The 20,129-nt window shown below is 70.4% G+C and carries 21 protein-coding genes; 9 read left to right on the forward strand and 12 right to left on the reverse strand.

What is annotated here, in order from left to right; genetic code table 11:
* Positions 1-62: 62 nt before the first annotated feature.
* Positions 63-1,010, reverse strand: coding sequence for a hydrogen peroxide-inducible genes activator (locus ACFWBN_RS17960; protein WP_385177646.1), 948 nt, complete (start codon positions 1,008-1,010; stop codon positions 63-65).
* Between the two features lie 136 nt (positions 1,011-1,146).
* On the opposite strand from ACFWBN_RS17960, the gene ACFWBN_RS17965 reads away from it, so the two are divergent.
* Both ACFWBN_RS17965 and ACFWBN_RS17970 read left to right on the forward strand, forming a co-directional pair.
* Positions 1,147-1,701 (forward strand): peroxiredoxin, encoded by a 555-nt coding sequence (locus ACFWBN_RS17965; protein WP_215013368.1) that lies wholly within the window; start codon positions 1,147-1,149, stop codon positions 1,699-1,701.
* A gap of 3 nt (positions 1,702-1,704) precedes the next feature.
* Positions 1,705-2,244, forward strand: coding sequence for an alkyl hydroperoxide reductase (locus tag ACFWBN_RS17970; protein WP_385177649.1), 540 nt, complete (start codon positions 1,705-1,707; stop codon positions 2,242-2,244).
* Positions 2,245-2,352: 108 nt separating this feature from the next.
* Here ACFWBN_RS17970 and ACFWBN_RS17975 read toward each other — a convergent pair whose 3' ends face one another.
* The 5 genes from ACFWBN_RS17975 to ACFWBN_RS17995 all read right to left on the reverse strand — a co-directional run bounded on the left by ACFWBN_RS17975 (position 2,353) and on the right by ACFWBN_RS17995 (position 8,054).
* The gene (locus tag ACFWBN_RS17975; RefSeq protein ID WP_385177651.1) at positions 2,353-3,033 is read right to left on the reverse strand and encodes a hypothetical protein; all 681 of its coding nucleotides are present in this window, start codon (positions 3,031-3,033) and stop codon (positions 2,353-2,355) included.
* Complete coding sequence (locus ACFWBN_RS17980; RefSeq protein ID WP_385177653.1) at positions 3,023-4,414, reverse strand: AI-2E family transporter; 1,392 nt, start codon at positions 4,412-4,414, stop codon at positions 3,023-3,025. The genes ACFWBN_RS17975 and ACFWBN_RS17980 overlap by 11 nt, the downstream gene beginning before the upstream one ends.
* Positions 4,415-4,530: 116 nt before the next feature.
* A complete protein-coding gene (locus tag ACFWBN_RS17985; RefSeq protein ID WP_385177655.1) occupies positions 4,531-5,238 on the reverse strand; it encodes a transglycosylase SLT domain-containing protein in 708 nt (235 codons plus the stop codon).
* 413 nt (positions 5,239-5,651) lie between these two features.
* Entirely contained in the window at positions 5,652-6,968 is a 1,317-nt protein-coding gene (locus ACFWBN_RS17990) for a PhoH family protein (protein WP_385177657.1), read from the reverse strand.
* A gap of 324 nt (positions 6,969-7,292) precedes the next feature.
* Complete coding sequence (locus tag ACFWBN_RS17995) at positions 7,293-8,054, reverse strand: isoprenyl transferase (protein WP_385177659.1); 762 nt, start codon at positions 8,052-8,054, stop codon at positions 7,293-7,295.
* Positions 8,055-8,182: 128 nt separating this feature from the next.
* Here ACFWBN_RS17995 and mgrA point away from each other — a divergent pair, with 128 nt between their 5' ends.
* Complete coding sequence (gene mgrA / locus ACFWBN_RS18000) at positions 8,183-9,220, forward strand: L-glyceraldehyde 3-phosphate reductase (RefSeq protein WP_385177661.1); 1,038 nt, start codon at positions 8,183-8,185, stop codon at positions 9,218-9,220.
* A gap of 131 nt (positions 9,221-9,351) precedes the next feature.
* Here the strand turns inward: mgrA and ACFWBN_RS18005 are convergent, their stop codons facing one another.
* Complete coding sequence (locus ACFWBN_RS18005) at positions 9,352-10,074, reverse strand: prepilin peptidase (RefSeq protein WP_385177663.1); 723 nt, start codon at positions 10,072-10,074, stop codon at positions 9,352-9,354.
* Positions 10,075-10,392: 318 nt separating this feature from the next.
* On the opposite strand from ACFWBN_RS18005, the gene ACFWBN_RS18010 reads away from it, so the two are divergent.
* The 3 genes from ACFWBN_RS18010 (at position 10,393) to ACFWBN_RS18020 (ending at position 13,003) form a co-directional block, all read left to right on the forward strand.
* Positions 10,393-10,764, forward strand: a complete 372-nt coding sequence (locus ACFWBN_RS18010) for a DUF192 domain-containing protein (RefSeq protein WP_385177665.1) — start codon at positions 10,393-10,395, stop codon at positions 10,762-10,764.
* 59 nt (positions 10,765-10,823) lie between these two features.
* Positions 10,824-11,447: an SMI1/KNR4 family protein gene (locus ACFWBN_RS18015; protein WP_385177667.1), complete on the forward strand. Its 624-nt coding sequence runs from the start codon at positions 10,824-10,826 to the stop codon at positions 11,445-11,447.
* Between the two features lie 269 nt (positions 11,448-11,716).
* Positions 11,717-13,003, forward strand: coding sequence for an extracellular solute-binding protein (locus ACFWBN_RS18020; protein WP_385177669.1), 1,287 nt, complete (start codon positions 11,717-11,719; stop codon positions 13,001-13,003).
* A 150-nt stretch (positions 13,004-13,153) separates the two neighbouring features.
* Here ACFWBN_RS18020 and ACFWBN_RS18025 read toward each other — a convergent pair whose 3' ends face one another.
* From ACFWBN_RS18025 to ACFWBN_RS18040, 4 genes are all read right to left on the reverse strand, one after another.
* Positions 13,154-13,777 carry a hypothetical protein gene (locus ACFWBN_RS18025; RefSeq protein WP_385177672.1) on the reverse strand — a complete coding sequence of 208 codons (624 nt, stop codon included), beginning with the start codon at positions 13,775-13,777 and terminating at the stop codon, positions 13,154-13,156.
* Positions 13,778-13,889: 112 nt separating this feature from the next.
* Positions 13,890-14,219 carry a nuclear transport factor 2 family protein gene (locus ACFWBN_RS18030; RefSeq protein ID WP_385177674.1) on the reverse strand — a complete coding sequence of 110 codons (330 nt, stop codon included), beginning with the start codon at positions 14,217-14,219 and terminating at the stop codon, positions 13,890-13,892.
* A gap of 110 nt (positions 14,220-14,329) precedes the next feature.
* Entirely contained in the window at positions 14,330-15,142 is an 813-nt protein-coding gene (locus ACFWBN_RS18035; RefSeq protein ID WP_385177903.1) for a polysaccharide deacetylase family protein, read from the reverse strand.
* Positions 15,143-15,397: 255 nt separating this feature from the next.
* On the reverse strand, positions 15,398-17,014 hold the full coding sequence (locus ACFWBN_RS18040) for an MDR family MFS transporter (protein WP_385177676.1): 1,617 nt from the start codon (positions 17,012-17,014) through the stop codon (positions 15,398-15,400).
* Between the two features lie 120 nt (positions 17,015-17,134).
* Between ACFWBN_RS18040 and ACFWBN_RS18045 the strand changes: the two genes are divergently transcribed.
* A complete protein-coding gene (locus ACFWBN_RS18045; RefSeq protein WP_385177679.1) occupies positions 17,135-17,716 on the forward strand; it encodes a TetR/AcrR family transcriptional regulator in 582 nt (193 codons plus the stop codon).
* A gap of 286 nt (positions 17,717-18,002) precedes the next feature.
* On the forward strand, positions 18,003-18,518 hold the full coding sequence (locus ACFWBN_RS18050) for an RDD family protein (RefSeq protein WP_385177681.1): 516 nt from the start codon (positions 18,003-18,005) through the stop codon (positions 18,516-18,518).
* Here the strand turns inward: ACFWBN_RS18050 and ACFWBN_RS18055 are convergent.
* Positions 18,515-18,904 (reverse strand): hypothetical protein, encoded by a 390-nt coding sequence (locus tag ACFWBN_RS18055; protein WP_385177683.1) that lies wholly within the window; start codon positions 18,902-18,904, stop codon positions 18,515-18,517. The genes ACFWBN_RS18050 and ACFWBN_RS18055 overlap by 4 nt on opposite strands.
* Positions 18,905-19,186: 282 nt before the next feature.
* On the opposite strand from ACFWBN_RS18055, the gene ACFWBN_RS18060 reads away from it, so the two are divergent.
* A complete protein-coding gene (locus tag ACFWBN_RS18060) occupies positions 19,187-19,972 on the forward strand; it encodes an SMI1/KNR4 family protein (protein WP_385177685.1) in 786 nt (261 codons plus the stop codon).
* Positions 19,973-20,129: the final 157 nt, after the last annotated feature.

The following is a 20,129-nucleotide window of genomic DNA, read 5'->3' on the forward strand; positions in this document are numbered from 1 at the left end:
ATCCAGCCCCGCCGGCGATTGAGGCGCGGGGGTGCGGGGGCGGAGCCCGGCGCCGTGGCCCGTCAGTCCGTGGGCCACACCGGCAGCGGCCGCACCGCCTCGCGCAGCGCAGCGGCAACCGCCCGGAACTCCTCCTGCCGCGCCGTCCCCGTCCGCATCGCCAGCGCGATCCGCCGCGACGGCACCGGCTCGGCGAAGTACCCCGTGGCCAAGTGCTCGTTGCGCGCGGTCTCCAGCCGCAGCGCGGTCCGCGGCAGCAGCGTGACCCCCAGCCCCCCGGCGACCAGCTGGACCAGCGTGGACAGCCCGGCCGCGGTCGTCGTGACGTCCGCTCCGGCGGTGCGCCCCGCATCGCGGCAGATGTCCAGGGCCTGGTCCCGCAGGCAGTGCCCCTCGTCGAGCAACAGCAGCTGCAGTCCCCGCAGTTCCTCCCGCGGAATGTCCCGCCGCCCCGCCAGCGGATGCTCCCGCGGGGCGAGCAGCACGAAGTCCTCGTCGAAGACCGGCAGTTCGGTGACCCCCGGCACCCCCAACGGCACCGCGAGCAGCAGCAGGTCCAGCCGCCCGCCGGCCAGCCCCTCCAGCAGGGAGGCGGTCTGCTCCTCGTGCACCTGGAGGTCCATCCGCGGGTAGCGCCGGTGGAACAGCCCCAGCACGGTCGGCAGCAGGTAGGGGGCCACCGTGGGGATCACCCCGAGCCGCAGCACCCCGGTGAAGGGGGCCCGTACCGCCTCGGCTTCCTCCAGCAGCCCGCCCACGGCGTCGAGCACCACCCGCGCCCGCGCCGCGATCCGTTCCCCCGCCGGGGAGAGCAGCACCTTGCGGGTCGTGCGCTCCAGCAGCTGCACGCCGAGCGCCTCCTCCAGCGCGGAGACCGCCCCGGAGAGCGCGGGCTGGCTCATGCCGATGGCCGCGGCGGCGTCCCGGAAGTGCAGGTGCTCGGCCACGGCCGCGAAGGCGCGCAGCTGGGCGAGGGTGGGTTGCTTCGCTCCCCTGTTACCGACAGCCACTGATAGGTACCTCCGATCACCTGCCTCAAGACTAGCTATTTCTGTAATCAATGCAGGTGTGCCAGCATGTGAGATACGTCCAACCCTCTCGGAAAGCCCCCAAAAGGGTCGCTTTCCATTTCCGCAAGGAGAGCACGTGCTCACTGTCGGCGACACGTTCCCCACTTACGATCTGACCGCCTGCGTCTCGCTCGAAGCGGGCAGCGAGTTCGCTCAGATCGACCACAAGACCTACGAGGGCAAGTGGCGCGTGGTGTTCTTCTGGCCGGCCGACTTCACCTTCGTCTGCCCGACCGAGATCGCCGCCTTCGGCAAGCTGAACGAGGAGTTCGCCGACCGCGACGCGCAGATCCTCGGCGTCTCCGGCGACTCCGAGTACGTCCACCACGCCTGGCGCAAGGACCACGCCGACCTGCGTGACCTGCCCTTCCCGATGCTGGCCGACTCCAAGCACGAGCTCATGCGCGACTGCGGCATCCAGGGTGCCGACGGCTTCGCCCAGCGCGCCGTCTTCATCGTGGACCCGAACAACGAGATCCAGTTCTCGATGGTGACCGCCGGTTCCGTGGGCCGTAACCCCAAGGAGGTCCTGCGGGTCCTCGACGCCCTGCAGACCGACGAGCTGTGCCCCTGCAACTGGAACAAGGGCGAGAACACCCTCGACGCCGGCGCCCTGCTGGCCGGTGAGTGACGGATGTCCCTCGACTCCCTCAAGTCGGCCATACCGGACTTCGCCAAGGACCTGAAGCTGAACCTCGGTTCGGTCATCGGGAACCAGGACACCCTCTCGCAGCAGCAGCTGTGGGGCACCGTCCTGTCCTGCGCGATCGCCGCCCGCTCCCCGCGCGTCCTGCGTGAGCTGGAGCCGGAGGCGAAGGCGGCCCTGACGCCGGAGGCGTACAACGCCGCCAAGTCCGCCGCGGCCATCATGGCGATGAACAACGTCTTCTACCGCACGCGGCACCTGCTCTCCGACCCGGAGTACGGCACCCTGCGCGCGGGCCTGCGGATGAACGTCATCGGCAACCCGGGCGTGGAGAAGGTCGACTTCGAGCTGTGGTCGCTCGCGGTCTCCGCGATCAACGGCTGCGGCCAGTGCCTGGACTCGCACGAGCAGGTCCTGCGCAAGGCGGGCGTGGACCGCGAGACGGTCCAGGAGGCCTTCAAGATCGCCTCGGTGATCCAGGCCGTCGCCGTCACCCTCGACGCGGAAGCGGCGCTCGCCGCCGAGTAGTCACCCGTACGAAGACCAGGGCCCCGCAGCCGTTCCCGGCGGCGGGGCCCTGCGCGTTCCGTTCAGCCGTGCGTGCGTTCAGCCGTGCGTGCGTTCAGCCGTGCGCGTTCAGCCCTTCTTCAGCGCTGTCATCACAGCCCGCGCGTCCTCGATCATCGCCGCCGCGACCGCGTCCTTGTCGGCCTCGCCGTCCGAGCCGACCGGGCCCTGCCCGGTCCATTGGACGGTGAGCGTGAAGACCGTCCCGCCGTCGAGCACCTGGAGCCGGCTCGCCGACATGTATCCGTGGAGCAGCGCGCGCTCCCCCAGCCCCGGGACCTGCTGCACCTCGTCGATCTCCGGGCCGATGAACGCGTCGAGCCCGAGCCCGGCCCCGAACTCCGGCCCGGGGTCGGTCTTCCTGTGCAGCTGGACCTCGACCTTGCCGTAGTAGCCGAGCCCCTCGTCCGGCCACTCCCCGTTGAAGTCGCAGGTCGCCCACTCCAGGGCGGGGCGCCGCTCCTGCCGGGCCACCCGCTGGTCCAAGGGCCCGGTCACGCCGACGAGCGCCTTCATCGGGGCGATCTTGCACAGTTCCTCGGTGTGCCGGTACGAGATCCTCGGCCCATCGGCGAATCGATTCTGCGCCGTCAGGACCCCCGCCCACACCGCCGAGGCCAGCACGGCCCCGCCCAGCGCCCAGAGCCACGGCCGGAGCGGTGGCCGCCCCGCCTTCTTGTCCCCCGACCCGGCCACATCGGCCGGCCGCTCCGACTCCCATTCCCCGTCGAGCTCGGGTTCAGTGATCACCGGCACCCGCCTCACGCGTCGCCGAGCCGAGGGCGGTCGCCCCGTGCGGCGCGGGTCCCACCGACCCGGCCCCGTGGTGGCGCTGGTCGCGCGAGTACGCCTTCAGGTAGGCCACCACGGTGTTGGTGACGGCGACCAGCGGTACGGCGACCACCGCGCCGCCGATGCCCGCGACCATGCCGCCCGCGGCCACCGAGAGAACCACCGCGAGCGGGTGCACCCGTACCGCCCGGCCCAGGATGAAGGGCTGGAGCACGTGCCCCTCGATCTGCTGCACCGCCAGCACCACCAGCAGCACCATCAGCGCGCTGAACACGCCCTGGGTCACGAGGGCGACGACCACCGCGAGGGCGCCCGAGACCACCGCGCCGACGAGCGGGATGAAGGCGAACAGGAAGATGAAGACGGCGAGCGGCACGGCCATCGGCACGTCGAGGAAGTAGATGCCGAGGCCGATGAAGATGGCGTCGATGAGCGCGACCAGCACGGTGCCCCGTACGTACGCGGTCAGCGTGCGCCAGGCGCGCGGTCCGGCACCCGCGACACCGGGGCGGGCCGCGGCCGGGACGAGGCCGAGCGTCCAGGTCCAGATGCGCTTGCCGTCGTAGAGCAGGAAGAGCGTCGAGAACATCGCGAGCAGAATGCCCGTCAGCACCTCGACGAGGACCGTCACGCCCTGCAGGCCGGCGGAGGTGATCTGCTCGGTGTTGGTGCCGATGGTCTCGCTGAGGTTCTTCGCGATGTCGTTGATCTGCTTCTCGGTCACGTGGAACGGACTGTCCAGTGCCCAGAGTTTGAGTTCGTTGATGCCGTCGCGGACCCGGTCGGAGAGGTCGTCGAGGTTCTCCATGACCTGCCAGACCACGAACCAGCCGACGAGTCCGATGACGACGAAGCCGAGGATCGCGGTGACGGCGGTGGCCAGCCCGCGCGGCAGGCCGAGCCGGCGCAGCCGGACCACGAAGGGCTGGAGCAGCGCGGTCACGAGCAGGGCGGCGGCGAAGGCGAGGACGACCAGGCGGACTTCGCTGATCACCTTCATCAGCACCCAGAGCATCCCGGCGAGGAGCAGCAGCCGCCAGCTGGCCTCGGCGGCGACCCGCATGCCCCAGGGGACCACGCTGACCGGGTCGGGGCGCTCGGGGAGGACCACGACGGCGGCCGGCGGAGCCGCGCCCGCCGACCCGGCGCCCGCGACCGCCCCCGCGTCGGCGGCCGCTCCCGGGGCCGGGGCGGCCGCGTCGGAGTGCGGAAGTCCGCCGGGCGCGGGCAGGTCGCCCCTGGCCTCGGCCTCGACTTCGGCGCGCCGCTCGTGGAGGCGCGCCTCCATGCGGTTCAGCCTGTTCCCGAGCCGGCCGAGCCAGCCTGCCCTCTTCACCATGTCGTTCCCTTCCCCCCGCCCACTGGTCACACCTCGAAAGACCGTACACGCGAGGAGCCCCGCACCGTAGGACGGTGCGGGGCTCTCGGGGGTTGAGCGGGGTGCGGCGGCGGTGTCTAGTACCAGCCGTTGGCCTGGTGGAAGCTCCAGGCTCCGCACGGGCTGCCGTAGCGGTCTTCCATGTAGTTCAGGCCCCACTTGATCTGCGTGGCGGGGTTGGTGCGCCAGTCGGCACCGGCCGAGGCCATCTTCGAGCCCGGGAGCGCCTGGACGAGACCGTACGCACCCGAGGAGGAGTTGACGGCCTTGTAGTTCCAGGTGGATTCCTGGTTGATGATGTTGGAGAAGCACTGGAACTGGCCGGCCGGGACCATCTGCTGGGCGATGGCCTTGACCTGGGCGACCGTGTAGGAGCCCTGGACCGCGAAGTCACCGGCGTCGCGGGCGGCGGAGCGGCTGGCGGCCTGCTCCTTCTCCTCGCGTTCCTTCTTCTCCTTGGCGTCGGCCTCCGCCTTCGCCTTCTCCGCTTCCGCCTTCTTGGACTTGGCGGTCTCGGCGGCCTGGAGGCGGGCGGTCTCCTCCGCCGAGCGCTTGGCGTCGGCGTCGGCGGCGTGGACGATGGCGTCGGCCTGCTGCGTCAGGGACGCGCTCTGGACCTGCGCCTGGTCGCCGACCGGGATGTCAGTGAGGAGCGTCGCGCCGGACGCGGTCGTCTCGAGATCGTTCGAGGAGGGGTCGCCAGTGGCGACACCCACGACTGCACCGACGGTGGTGACCGCCGTGGCCGAAGCCACCGCGAACCCCCGGACCGAGATCCGGCTCACATGATGTCCTTCCAGCAGCGTCCGCAGTGACCGCGCGGGCGCAAAAGTGCCCCTCGACACTGGCCTCCGTGGTTCTACGGTCACTGGAGGCGCGGGCCCGTGGGCAACTCCCTTGCGGGGGCTGCCGCGTGAAACTCCGGGCGGCATACGGCAATCGACTGTGGAGTTGTGGTGGTGCTGTACCTCACGGGAGATACACGTGTTCCGTATGCGGGGCCTGACGGAAACCAGACTCTGCCGGAACGCGACGCCGCAAGGCAATTCTCCGTTGCGTGTGAAAGGTCACACCTGGCATGTCGCCGTCGATTTCACCAAAGGGCTGTGCAGCACGACGCCGCCCGGCTAGGCTCTCGGGCCTTTGCCGGGCGGCGCCAACTCACCTTCCCGCTATGGGCGTTTTGCCCCTGTGGCCGTTACAGGGATTCCAGCATCTCGGTGACCAGCGCGGCGATCGGGGAGCGCTCGGACCGCGTCAGCGTGACGTGGGCGAAGAGGGGATGCCCCTTCAACTTCTCGACCACGGCGACGACTCCGTCGTACCGGCCGACCCGCAGGTTGTCCCGCTGGGCGACATCGTGGGTCAGAACGACCCGCGAATTAGCGCCAATCCGGGACAGAACGGTCAGCAGGACGTTCCGCTCCAGCGACTGCGCCTCGTCCACGATCACGAAGGCGTCGTGCAGCGAGCGGCCGCGGATGTGCGTGAGCGGCAGGACCTCCAGCATCCCGCGGTTCAGCACCTCCTCGATGACCTCGCGCCCGGCCACCGCCGAGAGGGTGTCGAAGACCGCCTGCGCCCAGGGGCTCATCTTCTCGGACGCGTCCCCGGGCAGGTAGCCGAGGTCCTGGCCGCCCACCGCGTACAGCGGCCGGAAGACCATCACCTTCTGATGCTGCCTCCGCTCCAGCACCGCCTCCAGGCCCGCGCACAGCGCGAGCGCCGACTTGCCGGTGCCGGCCCGGCCGCCCATCGAGATGATCCCGATCTCGGGGTCGAGGAGGAGGTCCAGGGCGATGCGCTGCTCGGCGCTGCGGCCGTGCAGCCCGAAGGCCTCGCGGTCGCCCCGTACGAGCTTCACGTTGCCGTCCGCCGTGACGCGGCCCAGCGCCTTGCCGCGCTCGGACTGGAGGACCAGTCCGGTGTGCACGGGCAGCTCGGCGGCCTCCGGAACGTACAGCCGCTCCTCCGAGTAGAGGAGGTCCACCTGCTCCCCGGAGAGGGCGATCTCGCCCATGCCCGTCCAGCCGGCATCGGTGATCGCGAGCTCGGCACGGTACTCCTCGGCGATCAACCCCACGGAGGAGGCCTTGATGCGCAGTGGGAGATCCTTCGAGACCACCGTGACGTCGTAGCCCTCCGCCTGCAGATTGCGGGCGACCGCGAGGATCCGCGAGTCGTTGTCCCCCAATCGGAAGCCGGCGGGCAGCACGCCCGGGTCGGAGTGGTTGAGCTCGACACGCAGGGTGCCGCCCAGATCGCCCAACGGGATGGGGGCGTCGAGGCGTCCGTACCGGACCCGGAAGTCGTCGAGCAGGCGCAGGGCCTGGCGCGCGAAGTAGCCGAGTTCGGGATGGTGCCTCTTTGCCTCCAGCTCGGTGATCACCACGATCGGGAGCACGACCTCGTGCTCGTCGAAGCGGGAGATCGCGTTGGGGTCTGCCAGCAGGACGCTGGTGTCGAGGACGTAGGTCCGCCTGTCGGGCAGGCGGCGCTTTGTGCTGGTCACCACGGAAGGACGTACCCCCTCGGAAGAGGTCGGGCCATGAAGACCGGACCGGTCATCGGCACCCATGCCAGGGCCGATTTCCGGCCCTCCACGTCGTCCGTGCGAACCGCACGTGCGTCCTGGTGCAAAGGGCCTCCCGGGCGGACGACCCCATGCCGTCCGCTGAGACTCGACACCCGTGGATCGGGCATCGACCTGAAAGGGATATTCCCCGATCAGGCCAGGCCATGCCTTGGCATATGACGGACGCTCGGTGAATCCCTGGTGAAGGGTTCGAGGGGAGGGCGCGCCGGGACCGAAGGGGCATCAGAAGCCCCCCGGCACCTCTCAGGTGCCGTACCGCCGGTGGCGGGCCGCGTAGTCGCGCAGCGCCCGCAGGAAGTCGACCTTGCGGAAGGCCGGCCAGAAGACCTCGCAGAAGTAGTACTCCGAGTGGGCGCTCTGCCAGAGCATGAATCCGGACAGCCGCTGCTCGCCGCTGGTGCGGATCACGAGGTCCGGGTCGGGCTGGCCGCGCGTGTAGAGGTGCTCCGCGATGTGGTCGATGTCGAGGATCTCGGCGAGCTCCTCGAAGGAGGTGCCCTTCTGCGCGTGCTCCAGCAGGAGCGAGCGGACCGCGTCGGCGATCTCCTGGCGGCCGCCGTAGCCGACGGCGACGTTGACGAGTATCCCGTCGACGTCGTGCGTGGCCTGCTCGGCCTCCTTCAGCACGGTCTGGGTCTGCGCGGGCAGGATGTCGAGGTTGCCGACGTGGTGGACGCGCCAGCGGCCGTCCGCGGCGAGGCCCCGCACCGTGTTCTCGATGATGTTGAGCAGCGGACGGAGCTCGACCTCCGGCCGGTCCAGGTTGTCGGTGGAGAGCATCCACAGGGTGACGACCTCGACGTCCGTCTCGGTGCACCATCCGAGCATCTCGGAGATCTTGTCGGCGCCGGCCTGATGGCCCTGCACCGTGGAACTCCCCGAGGCCTTGGCCCAGCGCCTGTTCCCGTCCAGGATGACGCCGATGTGCTTGGGCGCCGCGTCATGGTCGAGGCGGCCTTCCACCCGGCGTGCGTAGAGCCTGTACACCAGGTCGCGCAGCTTCACGATCTTCCAGCCCCTCCGTGCAGTGCCCCCGTGCGAAATGCGGTCCTCCCCCGAGGCCGCCACATTACTGCGCGGCGGGATGGGGTACCCAACTCGGTCTGTCACAACTCCGTGATAGGGAGGACATCGTGACTGATACCAATCCCTATCGGGCAGAGCCCTCGCGCTACGACTCCATGGAGTACCGGCGCACGGGCCACAGCGGCCTCAAGCTCCCCGCCATCTCCCTCGGCCTCTGGCACAACTTCGGTGACGACAAGTCCCTCGAGTCCCAGCGGGCGATCCTGCGCCGGGCCTTCGACCTGGGCATCACCCACTTCGACCTGGCGAACAACTACGGTCCGCCGCCCGGCTCGGCCGAGCTCAACTTCGGCAAGATCTTTTCGCAGGACTTCGCGTCCTACCGCGACGAGCTGATCCTCTCCACCAAGGCCGGCTACCTGATGCACCCCGGCCCGTACGGCGAGTGGGGCAGCCGCAAGTACCTCATGAGCTCGCTCGACGCCTCGCTGAAGCGGATGGGCGTGGACTACGTCGACATCTTCTACTCGCACCGCTTCGACCCGGAGACCCCGCTGGAGGAGACCATGGGCGCCCTCGCGTCCGCGGTCCAGCAGGGCAAGGCGCTGTACGTCGGCGTCTCCTCGTACACGGCGGAGCAGACGGCCGAGGCCGTGCGGATCCTGCGGGGCATGGGCGTGCGCCCCCTCATCCACCAGCCCTCGTACTCCATGATCAACCGCTGGACGGAGGAGGACGGCCTGCTGGACACCCTGGAGGAGTCCGGCATGGGCTGCATCTCCTTCGCGCCGCTCGCGCAGGGGCTGCTGACCGGCAAGTACCTGAAGGAGATCCCGGAGGGCTCGCGGGCCACCCAGGGCAAGTCCCTGAACCCGAACCTGCTGTCGGAGGACGTCGTCCGCCGGCTGAACGGGCTGAACGAGATCGCGGTCCGCCGGGGCCAGTCCCTGGCCCAGCTGGCGCTGCGGTGGGTGCTGCGCGACGACCGGATGACGTCCGCGCTGATCGGCGCGTCGAGCGTGCGGCAGCTGGAGGAGAACGTGGCCGCCCTGGCCGGGGCTCCGCTGTCGGAGCAGGAGCTGAAGGAGATCGACTCCTTCGCGGTTTCCACCCCCGGCACCAACATCTGGGCCCAGCGGGGCTGACCTGCGGGAACGCCGATGGGGGCGGTGGAACAAAAAACGGGCCGGTCCGTGGGGGGGATACGGACCGGCCCGAGGGGGGGGTTCCACCATAACCCTTCGTAAAGCGTGATGCGTGCATTGGCGCGACACGATTACGCTCCGAAACCGCCCAGCAGCACTCCGGTGAGTGCGCCGGCGGCCATGAAGGGGCCGAAGGCGAAGCCCTGCTTCCGGGTCGCGGAGCCCCGCAGCACAAGGGAGAGCCCGTACAGGGCCCCGTAGAGGAAGCCGAGGAAGGCCCCCGCGGCCCATACCCCCCACCCGTACCACCCAAGAGCGACCCCCAGGGAGAGCGCCAGCTTGACGTCGCCGAGCCCGAGGCCGGCGGGGTTGACGAGGTGGAGGACGAGGTACGCCGCTCCGAGCGCTGCCCCGCCGAGCAGGGCCGCCCGCCATGAGCCTGCGGCGCCGGGCAGGAGGGCGGCTGCGCCGAGGCCGGCGGCGGCCGCGGCGGCGAGCGGGAGGGTGAGCACGTCGGGCAGCCGGTGCACGGCGCGGTCGACGAGCGCGAGGAGCAGGAGCGCCGGCGCGAGGCCGACGTACGCGACCCCCTCGGGCCGCACCCCGACGGCCCACGCCAGCGCGGCACACACCGCCCCGCCGAGCGCGGCGGCCGGCCGCCCGTACCGATGGGGCTCCGCCCCCTCGCCCCGGCAGCGGGCGGGCCCGAGCCATCCGCTGACGCGGTGCCCGTCGGGGCAGAGGTCGCGCCAGGGCTCGCCGGGCTCGACGGCCAGCCGGTAGCGCGCCCGCGGCATGAGCCACCCGGCCGCCGCCCCGTACGCGGCCCCGATCACGATCCACAGGACACCCATCCCGCCGACGGTAGCGCCCGGACTCCGGTGCGACTCAAAAACCTGGGGCTCCGCCCCAGACCCCGCTCCTCAAACGCCGGAGGGGCTGATTTTTGCCCCCGCCGCCGGTCAGGTGCGGCTGAATCGCCGCGCGTGCGGGACGGCGGGAGCCAAATCCAGCCCCTCCGGCGTTTGAGGAGCGGGGGGTCCGGGGGCTGGCCCCCGGCAGCGGCGCCGCACCTGTGAGGCGGCGGGGCACATCCAGCCCCGCCGGCGATTGAGGCGCGGGGTCCGGGGCGGAGCCCCAGGGGGCCACCGGGGACGCCTACGCTGAGCCGCATGGCGACATGGCAGGACGGCCCCGGCACCCTCCGCATAGGCGCACGGCACCGCGTCCCCCTGGAGGTCGCCGCCTCCTACTCCGCCCGCACCCGCGGCCTCCTCCGCCGCGACGGGATCGACGGAGCCATGCTCCTCACCCCCGCGGCGAGCGTGCACACCTTCCGGATGCGGTTCGCCATCGACGTGGCCTACCTGGACCGGGACCTCCGCGTGCTCGCCGTCGTCACGATGCGCCCGGGCCGCCTGGGCCGCCCCCGCCTCCGCTCCCGGCACGTCCTGGAGGCCGAGGCCGGAGCCATGGCCGCCTGGGGCCTGCGCCCCGGGACCACCGTGAACGTGGACGTACCCGGGCGTCTCACGCGCGGCTAGGCGACGCTCCGCCCCGGCGGTAGGTTGGGGCGGTTGAGCTGGGGTGGCAGGGGAGCGGCATGACGGAGAACGCGCACATCAAGGCGCTGGAGCAGATCATGCCGGCGACGCACGGCGCCGACGAGGACATCGACTGGCAGGCGGCCGAGACCGCCTGGGGCACCCGGTTCCCGGCGGACTTCATCGCCTTCATGGGCCGCTTCGGCGCCGGCTCCATCAACGGCGAGGCCAGCATCCTGCTCCCGCTGCCCAAGCCCGGCCTCCAGTGGGACCCCGCCGAGATGGCGGAGGAGACGGACAACGCCCGCCAGGTCTGGGAGGCGGAAGGCGGCCGGTCCGCCTTCGACGTGGACCCGGAGGCCATCATCGCCTGGGGCGTCACCGGCGGCTCCGACATCCTGTGCTGGCTCACCTCCGACCCCGACCCGGACCGCTGGCCCGTCCTGGTGTGCGGGCGGCACACGGCCGACTCCTTCGCCGTGTATCCGTACGGCATGGCCGAGTTCCTCTACCGGCTCTGCTCCGACGAGTTCGACGTGAGCCCCGTCAGCATCACCTTCTGGGACGGCGGCCACCTCAGCTTCGTGCACTGGCGCAAGGCCCAGCGCCGCTGGCAGGAGGGCCGCAACCCCGAGACGGGCGAGCCCGACCCGTACGCGGGCGAATTCTCCGACTCCGACTGACCGACAACCCCCGCACCGCGAAAATCCCGTTCCCGAGCCGGAAACGGGCTTTTCGGCATGTCTACGCGCGTCCACTTTGTGGATCACATATCGGAAAACACCAGCCGGAAAAGCCCGCGTTGGAGCATTGCCCACAAGTGCGGCCCCAATGGAACCAACCGCCCTCCTTCAGGAGAGAATTCCGGCCAACGGGCCATGGAGGGACACCCCCGCCCGGAGTGACTCATAAGTAATAACGGGATCCAAAAGAAATTCAGGGGAATCCATCCGTGCGACGAAGAATCTTCGGCACCTCCGCCACCACGGTCGTGCTCGGTCTGCTGATACCTCTGGCCGGATGTGGTGGCTCCGGCGAGGGCGCAGGTGGCAGCGGCACGCTGCACCTCGTGGCCGCCGAATACGGCGACACTCCTGCCACCAGCTCAAAGGCCTTTTGGGACAAGGTGACCGGCGATTTCACCGCCGCCCACCCCGGTATCAAGGTCGAGGTCAAGCTCCTGCCGTGGGCCGACATCGACCGCGAGGTCTCCCGTATGGTCAAGGCCGGCAAGGCGCCGGACATGGCCCTCATGGGCTCCTACTCGGACTTCGCGGCGCAGGGCAAGCTCTATTCCGCGGAGGAACTCCTCTCCATCAGCGCCGAGGCGAACTTCCTCGCGCCACTCGCCGAAGCCGGTTCCGTCGGCAACACCCTCTACGGGCTGCCCTGGGTGGCGAGCAGCCGCCTCCTCTTCTACAACCAGGCGCTGTTCGAGAAGGCCGGCATCAAGGACGCGCCCAAGACCTGGACCGACCTGAAGTCCGACGCCAAGTCGCTCAAGGACAAGGGCGTGAAGTTCCCGTACGCCCTGCCCCTGGGTCCGGAGGAGGCGCACGCCGAGGCGATGATCTGGGAGCTGAGCAACGGCGGCGGCTACGCCGACAGCGCCGGCAACTACAGCCTGGCCTCCGACCAGAACATCCAGACCTGGAAGTGGGTCAAGTCCGAGCTGGTCGCCCCGGGTCTCGTCGGGCCCACCCCGCCGTCCCAGCTGAACCGGGCCGACGCCTTCGCCGCGTTCCTGCGGGGCGAGGTCGGCATGCTCAACGGCTACCCCTCGCTCGCGCACGAGGCGCGCGCCAAGGGCATCGACGTCCGTACCGTCGCGATGCCGGTCTCGGAGAACCTCGGCGCCGGGGAGATCCCGCCGGCGGTGGGCGTGGCCGACTGGATGATGGCCTTCAAGCAGAACGGCAAGCGCGCCGAGATCGGCAAGTTCCTGGACTTCGTCTACCAGGACAAGAACCTGACGGACTTCGCCGGCCGCTACCACCTGCTGCCGTCCACCGTCTCCGCCTCGCGCACCCCGGCGGGCGGCGGCCTCGACAACAACGACACGCAGTTCCTGACCGCGCTGCGCGGCGCCCAGCTCTACCCGGTCAACGACCCGGCCTGGGTGACCGTCAGCGACACGATCAAGCGCAACATCGGACGCGCCGTGGAGCCGACCGGCGACCCGAAGGCCGTCCTGGAAGACATCGCGTCCAAGGCCAACGAGGCGTCCAAGAAGCACTGAAGCGTACTGAAGTACCCACGTGACACGGGACCTTCGCCTCCTGCCGCAGCCCACCCCGTGCGGCACAATGGTCACTGCGGCTCTTGATCCAAGGCCGTCGGCCCAGTCGCCCGCCGAGCACTCACGAGGTGCGCGGGGCGGCCGGCCTCCTCACCCCTTCGCGTGGTCCGAGGCGAACGCCGTGCGGTACTGCTCGCAGCTGGAGTCCCAGCCCAGGGTGCCGGTGAGCGTTCCGTAGCCGGACCGGGTCACCGACCACTCCACCGTGTACTTTCCGGTGTCACACGCGATGCGCTTGCCGCCCGCGACCTTCTCGCGCCCCGTCGCCGGCTTACCGGTGAGCTCCCGGCGCACCTCCCCCACCTTCGCGCCGTCCGCGGTGCGCAGCACGGCGTGTACGACGATCGGGTGCTCGCCCTTGTTGCCCGGCAGCACCTTCTTCACCAGCGCCGTGTCCGACACCGCCCAGGCGAACTCGTACGACGGCTGCCACGCCAGGGTCTTGGGGTCGGGGAACTGCCGCTCGCCGTCCGGCGCTTCCGGGGCGTTGCGGCGGGTGACCGTCTTGTACTGGACTCCGGGATGGAAGCGGAGCTGCCCCTCCACCTTGTGCTTCTTGTCCCCGCTCCGCATCGACTTCATGGCCTTCTCGTCGCCGGCCGGGTCCTGGAAGTACGCCGTCCCCTCCGCGGCGGTGGCCGGCTGGACGAGGGCGGGGGCGAGGGCGGCCGCGGCGGTGGCCAGGGCGAAAGCGGTGATTCGGGTGCGTTTCATGCCCGGTCCAACGGGGGCCCGCGGCGGGCCGGAACGACGCCGGGCGCGCTTTCACCCGTACGGGAGCGGCGCCCGGCGCGGCGGGTGCGTGCGGCGGGTGCCTGCGGCGCGGTCAGGCCTGGCCGGTCTCGAAGCGGCTGATCTTCCCGCCGCCGGGGGCGATGGTGAAGTACCAGCGCGTGCGCATCTCGCCCCAGGTGTCGTTGCGGTAGTTGACGTTGAGGGCTTGGCCGTTGGCCGACTCGGACTGGACGTCCATGTGGCCGCCGGAGTCGAAGATCTCCTTGTCGATCCACTCCTGGAGGTCGCGGTCCGCGCCGTCGTCGGCCATGGTCGCGTCGGCGGTCAGGACGGCGAGGAAGGCTTCCTTGTCGTGCGCGTTGACGGCGGCCACGAAGGCGGCGACGACGGGGTCGGAGAGTTTGGCGGGGCTGATGGTCACGGGGGCCTCCTGGCCGGGCGGGCCCGTACGGGCGTACGGCTGCCCGACCAGGGAACACCTCGGAGTGCGCCGGAGCGCCGACCCTCACCCGTTCGCCGCCCGACGGCGTGTCAGGAGGAGGGTGCGGTGCGGACGGGGAAGCCGGTGGGGCGGCCCTGTTCCTTCAGCCAGGCCAGCACCTGGTCGAGGGCGTCGACGCTCTGGGCGCGGTTGCCGCCGCCGTCGTGGAAGAGGACGGTCGGGCCGTTGCCGATCTCCTTCTTCACCGCGTCCACGATCGCGGCGACGCCGGGCTTGCCGAAGTCCTTGGTGTCGACGTTCCAGCCCAGGGGGCGCATCCCGTTCGCGGCGGCGATCCGCCTGCTGTCGGGGGTGAACGCGCCGCCGGGGGCGCGGTAGTACTCGACCTTCGCGCCGCCGCCCGCGGCTTCCTCGATCAGCCGCTTCGCGTCCAGGATCTGCTGCTCCTGGTAGGCGACGGGCTTGGTGGCCATGGTGGTGTCGTGGTCCATGGTGTGGTCGCAGAGCCGGTGCCCGGCCGCGACCACCTTCTTGACGAGGTCGGGGTGGGCCTTGGCCTGGGGGCCGATCATGCAGAAGGTCGCCTTCACGTCGTGCTTGGCGAGGACGTCGAGCACCTTCGGGGTCCATCGGGGGTCGGGGCCGTCGTCGATGGTGATGTTGACGGCGTTGCCGCCGCTCTCGGAGTCGTGGGCTATGCCCTGGGGTATCTGCTGTTGCCCCTGCTGACCCGGCGCCTGGTTGTCGCCGCCGCTGCCGGCCGCGTCCCGCTCGCGTGCCACGTTCTCGCGCGGGGGCGCGTGCCCCGATTCGACGAGGGCCGTCACGCCCCAGACCGTCGCCGCCACGGCGACGGCCGAGGCCGCGACGGCGGCGCGGGCCCGGATGCCCTTGATCTGCATGCTGTCCACTCCCCTATCCGCCTTGTGAGCGTGTCGGAGATCAGGACGTTCACGGCGACAGGGAGGTTCCAGCCAATTGGCCCATAAATTCCAGTTAATGGGACAGATGGGACTCGTGGGACCTCGGTCATGGGCCTTTGGTCCTGACGGAGCGACAGGGGCGGGAGATACGGAAAAGGCCCGGCCCCAGGGGATCCGTTCATCCCCTGGAGCCGGGCCTACCGGTGCGGCCGTTCGATGCTGCGTTCGTTCAGGTCAGTGCGCGAGGGACTCCTGCGGAGCAGGGGCACCCTTCTCGTCCTTCGCGTCCTTCGCGTCCTTCTCGCCGTCCGCGCCGTCGGCCGGGGCCGGGCCCGCGCCCCGGAGCGGGACCTCCTTGACGAACCAGGCGGCCGCGAAGCCCAGGAGGGCGATCGCCGCGCCGAGCAGGAACGCGGAGTGCGTACCGGCGGCCACCGCGTGCTGGTAGGCGTCGCGTACGGACTCCGGCAGCTTGGCCAGGCTCGCCGCGTCCAGCTGGGCGGAGCCGGCGGCGTTGGCCGCCTGCGGGCCCAGGCGGTCGGACATGGTCTGCGTGACCTGGCTGGTGAAGAGGGAGCCCATCAGCGCCACGCCGAACGAGCCGCCGAGCGTGCGGAAGAGGGTCGCCGAGGAGGACGCGACGCCCATGTCCTTCATCTCGACGCTGTTCTGCGCGACCAGCATGGTGATCTGCATCAGGAAGCCGAGCCCGGCGCCGAGGACGGCCATGTACACGCCGGAGACCAGGCGCGAGGTGCCGGTGTCCATCGTCGCGAGCAGGAAGAGCCCGACGACCATGAGCGCGCCGCCGACGATCGGGAAGATCTTGTACTTGCCGCTGCTGGTGGTGATGCGGCCCGCGATCAGCGAGACGACCATCATCGAGAGCAGCATGGGCAGCAGGAGCAGGCCCGAGTTGGTGGCGGAGGCGCCCTGGACCGACTGCTGGAACAGCGGGAGGTAGAGCACGCCGCCGAACATCGCGAAGCCGACGAGGAAGCCGATCACCGACATGAGGGTGAAGTTGCGGCTGCGGAAGATGTGCAGCGGCATGACCGGCTCGGCGGCCTTGGTCTCGGCGTAGAGGAACGCGGCGGTGGAGACGATGCCGACGAGGATCAGGCCGATGATCTGGCCCGAACCCCAGGCGTACTCGGTGCCGCCCCAGGTGGTGACGAGGACCGTGGAGGTGATGGCGACGGTCAGCAGGGCCGCGCCGAGGTAGTCGATCTTCGGCCGGTGCCCGTCCGTCTTCTTGGGGAGGTGCAGGACGGCGGTGACCATGGCGAGGGCGACCGCGCCGAGCGGCAGGTTGATGTAGAAGGACCAGCGCCAGCCCATGTGGTCGGTGATGGTGCCGCCGACCAGCGGGCCGCCGATCATGGCGAGGGCCATCACGCCGGCCATCATGCCCTGGTACTTGCCGCGCTCGCGGGGCGGAATGAGGTCGCCGATGATCGCCATGACGCCGACCATCAGACCGCCGGCGCCGAGGCCCTGGATCGCGCGGAAGCCGATCAGCTGGCCCATGTCCTGGGCCATGCCGCTGAGCACGGAGCCGGTCAGGAAGATGACGATCGAGGTGAGGAAGGAGCCCTTCCGCCCGTACATGTCGCCGATCTTGCCCCAGATGGGGGTGGAGGCCGCGGTGGCCAGCGTGTAGGCGGTGACCACCCAGGAGAGGTGCTCCAGGCCGCCGAGTTCGCCGACGATGGTCGGCATCGCGGTACCGATGATCATGTTGTCGAGCATGGCCAGCAGCATCGCGATCATGAGTGCCATGAGCACCACGCGCACGCTGCGCGGCTTCACCTCCTTCGAGGTGTCCACCGTCTTGACTGTCTCGCCCATGTCCACTCCCCTGGCACTTCTCGCGCACCGGCACTTACTTGCCGCCCGGCTAGTTCACTACACTGGGGAAGGTAGACCCGTAACTAGCCGGGCGTCAAGTAAGTAAGTGTGGGGAGAGCCATGTCCAGCAGCAGTCCGCAGCAGCGCCGCGGCAACACGCGGCAGCGCATCCAGGACGTCGCACTGGAGCTCTTCGTCGAGCAGGGGTACGAGAAGACGTCGCTGCGCGAGATCGCGGAGCGGCTGGAGGTCACGAAGGCGGCGCTGTACTACCACTTCAAGACCAAGGAAGACATCATCATCAGCCTCTTCGAGGACCTGACGCGGCCGATCGACGAGCTGATCGAGTGGGCCGAGAAGCAGCCGGGCACCCTGGAGACCAAGCGGGAGGTGCTGCGGCGCTACAGCGAGGCGATGGCGGCCGGCGCCTCGCTGTACCGCTTCATGCAGGAGAACCAGGCGACGACGCGGGAGCTGAGCATCGGCGAGACCGTGAAGAAGCGGCTCTTCCGGCTGGTGGAGCTGCTGCGCACGGAGGAGGGTCCGCTGACGGACCAAGTGCGCTGCGTCAGCGCCCTGTTCACGCTGCACGCGGGGATGATGTTCCTCCAGCACGTGGAGGGCGACCCGGAGGAGACCCGCCAGGCGGCCCTGGAGGTCGCCATCGACCTCATCACGCAGGCCCACCACCAGGCGCCCTGACCCTCCCCGGGGGGGCGGCCACCCGAGTCCCTGGAGGCCCGGTCCCGGCCCCGGCGCGGGCCCGGGGCAGGCCCGGCGCGGGCCCGGGGCAGGCCCGGCGCGGGCCCGGAGCGGGCCCGGGGCAGGCCCGCGGGTCGGTCCGGCGCGGGCCCGCGGGTCGGTCCGGGGGCACCGCGGACCGACCCGCAGGGGCCGTGCATACTGCTCCAGCGGAATCACAGATTCCGCTCTCGTGGCCGCAGGCCCGGCCGCAAGATCGAGAGCAAGCGCGAAGGCAAGAGCGACGATGTTCGGATCCCTGTCCGCCGGAAACGACCTCGGCGCCTTCCCTCCCGCAGGACGGCCCTCGCAGGGCGCCCGCCCCGGCTCGCCGGCGAGCATCGTGCGCCGCGGCGCCGCCACCGCCGTCGATCTGGCCATCGCCATCGCGGTGATCCTCGGTCCGCTCGTCGCGCTCGACCGGATACTCGGCGCCCTGGCGGTCCCCGACGCCGACGCCGGCCCCCTCTGGCGCGCGACCGCCGCGGTCTGGGTGCTCGCCTTCCTCCTCCTCTACTCCCCGCTGGCCGTCTCCCGCTGGGGAGCGACGCCCGGCAAGCGGACGCTCGGCCTGGAAGTGGTCACCCTCAAGGACGGCGAACGCCTCGGCTACGGCGCGGCCGTCGTCCGCCACGCCGCCAACCTCGTCGTGACCGGCATTCCCGTGCTCTGCATCGCCAACGCCTCGTCGATCGCCCTCAGCCCGAACGGCAGCGGCCTCCACGACAAGGCCGTCGGCAGCACGGTGATCCACCGCCGCTAGCCGGCCGCGCCCGGGCCGATGGTCGGGGGGCCGGAGGGGAGGCGGGGGGCGACTTCGCACTTAAGCTGCTGGGCGAGGTAGCGCGCGGCGTCGGCGACGAGTTCGGCCATCAGGGCGGGGTCGCGCTCACGGTCGACTTCGAGTTTGGCATCGGGCTTGACACCACCCGGATCCCTATATCGCGTCATGGAGACCTCAAGCCAGGGACTCTCCACGGCCGTAGGGGCGTAGCAGGACAGGAAGAGCGCCGCCTCCCGGGGATTCGTGTAGCCGGGTGCCTCACCCAGCCGCATGGGGGTGCCCATCTTGTCCATGAACTCGGGCGAGGCAACTGTCGAGGTAGTCCACGCGTAGCCGGCCACGATGGACTGGTCACTGGCCCTCATGGAGCACCAGCTGTCCGACTTCTGCTTCGCGGGGTCGAATACGGGCTGAGAGAACCTGTCTTCATACTCTCCGCCCTCCTTCGGCAGTATCACCGAGACCGGATTCCCAGAGATCGCGCCACCGCAGACCCGATCCGGTACATGGACTGCGGGAACTCTGTTCACCCACCACCAGGTCGCACCCGTGATGAGGACTGCCATTGCTCCGACGGCCGCGACAAGGCAAGCACCTGGTAACCGTACGGAGAGTAGTTGGCGCCGCGGGACGGGTAGACGTCGATCGTGCTCGCGCCAGCCTTCCGCAAGTCGGTCTGCCACATCGACGCGCTCCTTCGGCTCTGCCCGCCGCCCCCGCCCGGCTCCCCGACCCCCGTCGACTGGGATGCGGTGGAGGCCGCCCTCGGCATGCGGCTTCCGGCGGACTACCAGCGACTCGCCGACGCCTACGGCCCGGGGGGCTACTTCGGCTACCTGTGCGTCTACCACCCCGCCGCCGTCGGCGAGTTCACGGAGCTCACCGGCCCCATGCCCGCCCGGATCCGCGCGCACCTCCAACGCGACTGGGACGACGGCAGGCATCCGGTCCCGTACGACCCCCGGCACCTCTTCGCCATCGGCGTCACCGACAACGGCGAGTACCTCTTCTGGATCACCGACTCCCAGGACGCGCCCGACACCTGGCGCATCGCCGTGAACGAGGCCCGCGGGCCCCGCTGGTTCACCTACGACGGCACCCTGACCGAGTTCCTCGCTGGTGTCCGCAGCGGGCGGACGACCGTGCCCCAGTTCCCCGGCGACCTCCCGGACGGGGACACCGGCTTCACCCCCTCCGAGCCCCTGCCCTACCGGCCCGCACAGATCCCGACCGGCCCCATGGACACCGACCACATCCGGGAATGGGCCCGCACCCACGGCTACGAGGTCCCCGGGGACTCCCCGGCCACCGCCGAGGACCACGAATGGGGCGTCGGCGTCGACTGCCTCTTCACCGAGGCCGGGCTGGCCGTCTGGCGCAGCGGGTGGGGCGGCGCCTGGGCCGGCCGCCTCCACTTCGACTGCCCCCTGTAGCCCGGGTGCCACGTTGCTTTCGGAAAGTCCGTCGTGTCAGCATCGGTCCGTGAGTGACAACGGGGATGACATAGCGAGGCCTGAACGCGTCTCAAGACTTTCAGAGTTGGCCGACCTGCCTGCGGTGGACCGGTCAACCGCACCTCAGGCACTCGAA

The organism is Streptomyces sp. NPDC059989 (assembly GCF_042736975.1).
GTDB lineage: Bacteria > Actinomycetota > Actinomycetes > Streptomycetales > Streptomycetaceae > Streptomyces.

Bases quoted from the DNA above. Each gene is read 5' to 3' on its own strand.
- ACFWBN_RS17970 (WP_385177649.1), top strand. From the start codon at position 1,705: ATGTCCCTCGACTCCCTCAAGTCGGCCATACCGGACTTCGCCAAGGAC.
- ACFWBN_RS17980 (WP_385177653.1), bottom strand. From the start codon at position 4,414: ATGGTGAAGAGGGCAGGCTGGCTCGGCCGGCTCGGGAACAGGCTGAAC.
- ACFWBN_RS18005 (WP_385177663.1), bottom strand. From the start codon at position 10,074: ATGGGTGTCCTGTGGATCGTGATCGGGGCCGCGTACGGGGCGGCGGCC.
- ACFWBN_RS18010 (WP_385177665.1), top strand. From the start codon at position 10,393: ATGGCGACATGGCAGGACGGCCCCGGCACCCTCCGCATAGGCGCACGG.
- ACFWBN_RS18015 (WP_385177667.1), top strand. From the start codon at position 10,824: ATGACGGAGAACGCGCACATCAAGGCGCTGGAGCAGATCATGCCGGCG.
- ACFWBN_RS18025 (WP_385177672.1), bottom strand. From the start codon at position 13,777: ATGAAACGCACCCGAATCACCGCTTTCGCCCTGGCCACCGCCGCGGCC.
- ACFWBN_RS18035 (WP_385177903.1), bottom strand. From the start codon at position 15,142: ATGCAGATCAAGGGCATCCGGGCCCGCGCCGCCGTCGCGGCCTCGGCC.
- ACFWBN_RS18040 (WP_385177676.1), bottom strand. From the start codon at position 17,014: ATGGGCGAGACAGTCAAGACGGTGGACACCTCGAAGGAGGTGAAGCCG.
- ACFWBN_RS18045 (WP_385177679.1), top strand. From the start codon at position 17,135: ATGTCCAGCAGCAGTCCGCAGCAGCGCCGCGGCAACACGCGGCAGCGC.
- ACFWBN_RS18050 (WP_385177681.1), top strand. From the start codon at position 18,003: ATGTTCGGATCCCTGTCCGCCGGAAACGACCTCGGCGCCTTCCCTCCC.
- ACFWBN_RS18055 (WP_385177683.1), bottom strand. From the start codon at position 18,904: ATGAGGGCCAGTGACCAGTCCATCGTGGCCGGCTACGCGTGGACTACC.